A 2,062-nucleotide genomic window follows, 5' to 3' on the forward strand; every position below is an offset into this window, starting at 1 on the left:
TCAGCCAATATCCTTGCCCAACAAAAAGGGACAAGTATCATCAACTTCACAGGAGAAACCACACAACTCATCTTAAAACAAAGCAGTAGTGATCATCAAAATTCTGGCACCATCTATAACAAAGACTCAAATAGCACAACAACACTGAATTTCAATGCCAAAGAAGCAAGTATTCTTGGAAATATCATCAATGCAAATGGAAGCACCAATCTCAATTTGAATGCTTCTAATGTCATGTTGACTGGAGAAATTCAAGGAAAAGACGGAACGCTTAATCTTTCCTTCAGTGATAATGCCTCTCTTAAGGTGACAAAAATCACAACAGAAAGCAGTGCAACTGCTAACTTTAGCATTCACAATCTTCAAGCTACATTGAATGGAGATTTGGATATCAAAGGAACACTGAAGCTTAATTTCTTTGATGATGCTGCTTTAAATCTTGAAGGGAATTCTCTTAAAATTGCTAAGCTAGAAACTTTAGGAGATGCTATCATCAACCTCTCTGGTCAATCAAGATGGTCATTCTCTCCTGCCCAAAAAGAATCTTTTTCAACCTTAGAGATCAGTGAAGTTACAAGTGCTTATAAACCAATTACATTCTTAGTGCATGCAAATCCTGAAGCCTCTTCAAGCTCTTCTGCCAAAGCAGATCGTATTGTGATTGAAGGAAATAGTTCAAATCTCAGCACTAGCAAAACTCATTATCTAGGTGTGATTGCTAATCCTTATAGCGTGATTGGAAAAGAGCTTTATAAAAAAGGTGATTTTACAAACAATATTGCCCTAGCTACTGTTAAAGATACTTCAGGAATCACCCTTCAAGCAACTGATTCTATTGCTGGCTTTAGTTTGATCTCTTATGATTTCACTACAGAAAAAACTAATAAAGAGGCAAAGAATGGTTCAGGTTACACCACCTACTTCCTAGGATCTGCCAAATCTAAAGGTGCCTCAGAAGCCAATCAGAAAGTCTCAGCTTCTGCCATGAATATCAATTATGATCTCTATCTGGCTAATCTCAATAGCTTAAATAAAAGAATGGGAGAGCTAAGAAATAATCCAAACTCTCAAGGGATATGGGCAAGAGTATTTAATGGAATGCAAACTTCAAACTTTGCTTTAGAAACTCAGTCTATCTATACTACTATCCAAGCAGGATATGATTATGCCTTTGGATTTGAAGGAGCCAATAACTATCTAGGATTTGCCCTCTCTTATGCCAATTCTCTTGCCGAAACAAAACACATTCAAGAACTTGATCAAAGCACCAAAGGACTCAAACAAGCCAACTCTAATGCAGTTGAGTTTGCAATCTATAATGCTTATGTTCAAGATGGAGCAAGTGCAGAGACAGGATGGGCAAATGGACTTTATACTGATAGCATCTTAAAATTTAGCTATATCGCTTCTAAACTTGATTTATTAGGAGAGGTAAAAACTTATGATGCAAATAACTTTGCTGCAACATTCTCTCAAGAAGTAGGATATCGCTTCTTATTAGGAAAAACAAAAGAATGGTATATCGATCCTCAAGTAGAACTTGCCTTTGGTTATCTTGATCAAAGCGATCTTGATCGAACGATTAAGCATGCTTATGGAGTTTCAACTCTAGAAGGAACAAGAGATTCAATCTTTACACTCAGAAGTCGTCTTGGATCTAGTTTTGGATATGACTTCAAAAACTTCATCGAGCAAAAGAAAATGAGTGCAAAAATCTATCTTGGAGCTTATTATGTGCATGACTTTATCACTGGAGGAGATGTATCTATCCAAGATGAACACAATGCAGTAGTAGCACTCTCTTCACTTGAATCAACTTCTCGATTTGTAATGAATGTAGGGACAAATGTTGCTTTTGAAAATGGAGCAAAACTCTACTTTGACTTTGAAAGAAGCTTTGGAGGAAAGATCACTACAGATTATCAAATCAATCTAGGTGTGAGATATAGCTTTGGAGAAGGAACTTATACTCCTAAGCCTATCCTCACTCAAGAGAAAGAAACTCTCCAGGCTCCTGTGAAGCTAGAAAGCCAAAACTCAAAATAAAAAAGCTAAAGCTCCT

At 36.7% G+C, this 2,062-nt stretch carries 1 protein-coding gene; it reads left to right on the forward strand.

Going from position 1 to position 2,062, the window contains the following annotated elements; all coding sequences use genetic code 11:
- Positions 1 to 2,046 (forward strand): autotransporter outer membrane beta-barrel domain-containing protein (locus LW137_RS07020; RefSeq protein ID WP_233034913.1); only part of this gene is annotated, 2,046 nt, incomplete at its 5' end.
- Positions 2,047 to 2,062 lie beyond the last annotated feature (16 nt).

Origin of the sequence: Helicobacter kayseriensis, assembly GCF_021300655.1 — a bacterium.
Classification (GTDB): domain Bacteria; phylum Campylobacterota; class Campylobacteria; order Campylobacterales; family Helicobacteraceae; genus Helicobacter_G; species Helicobacter_G kayseriensis.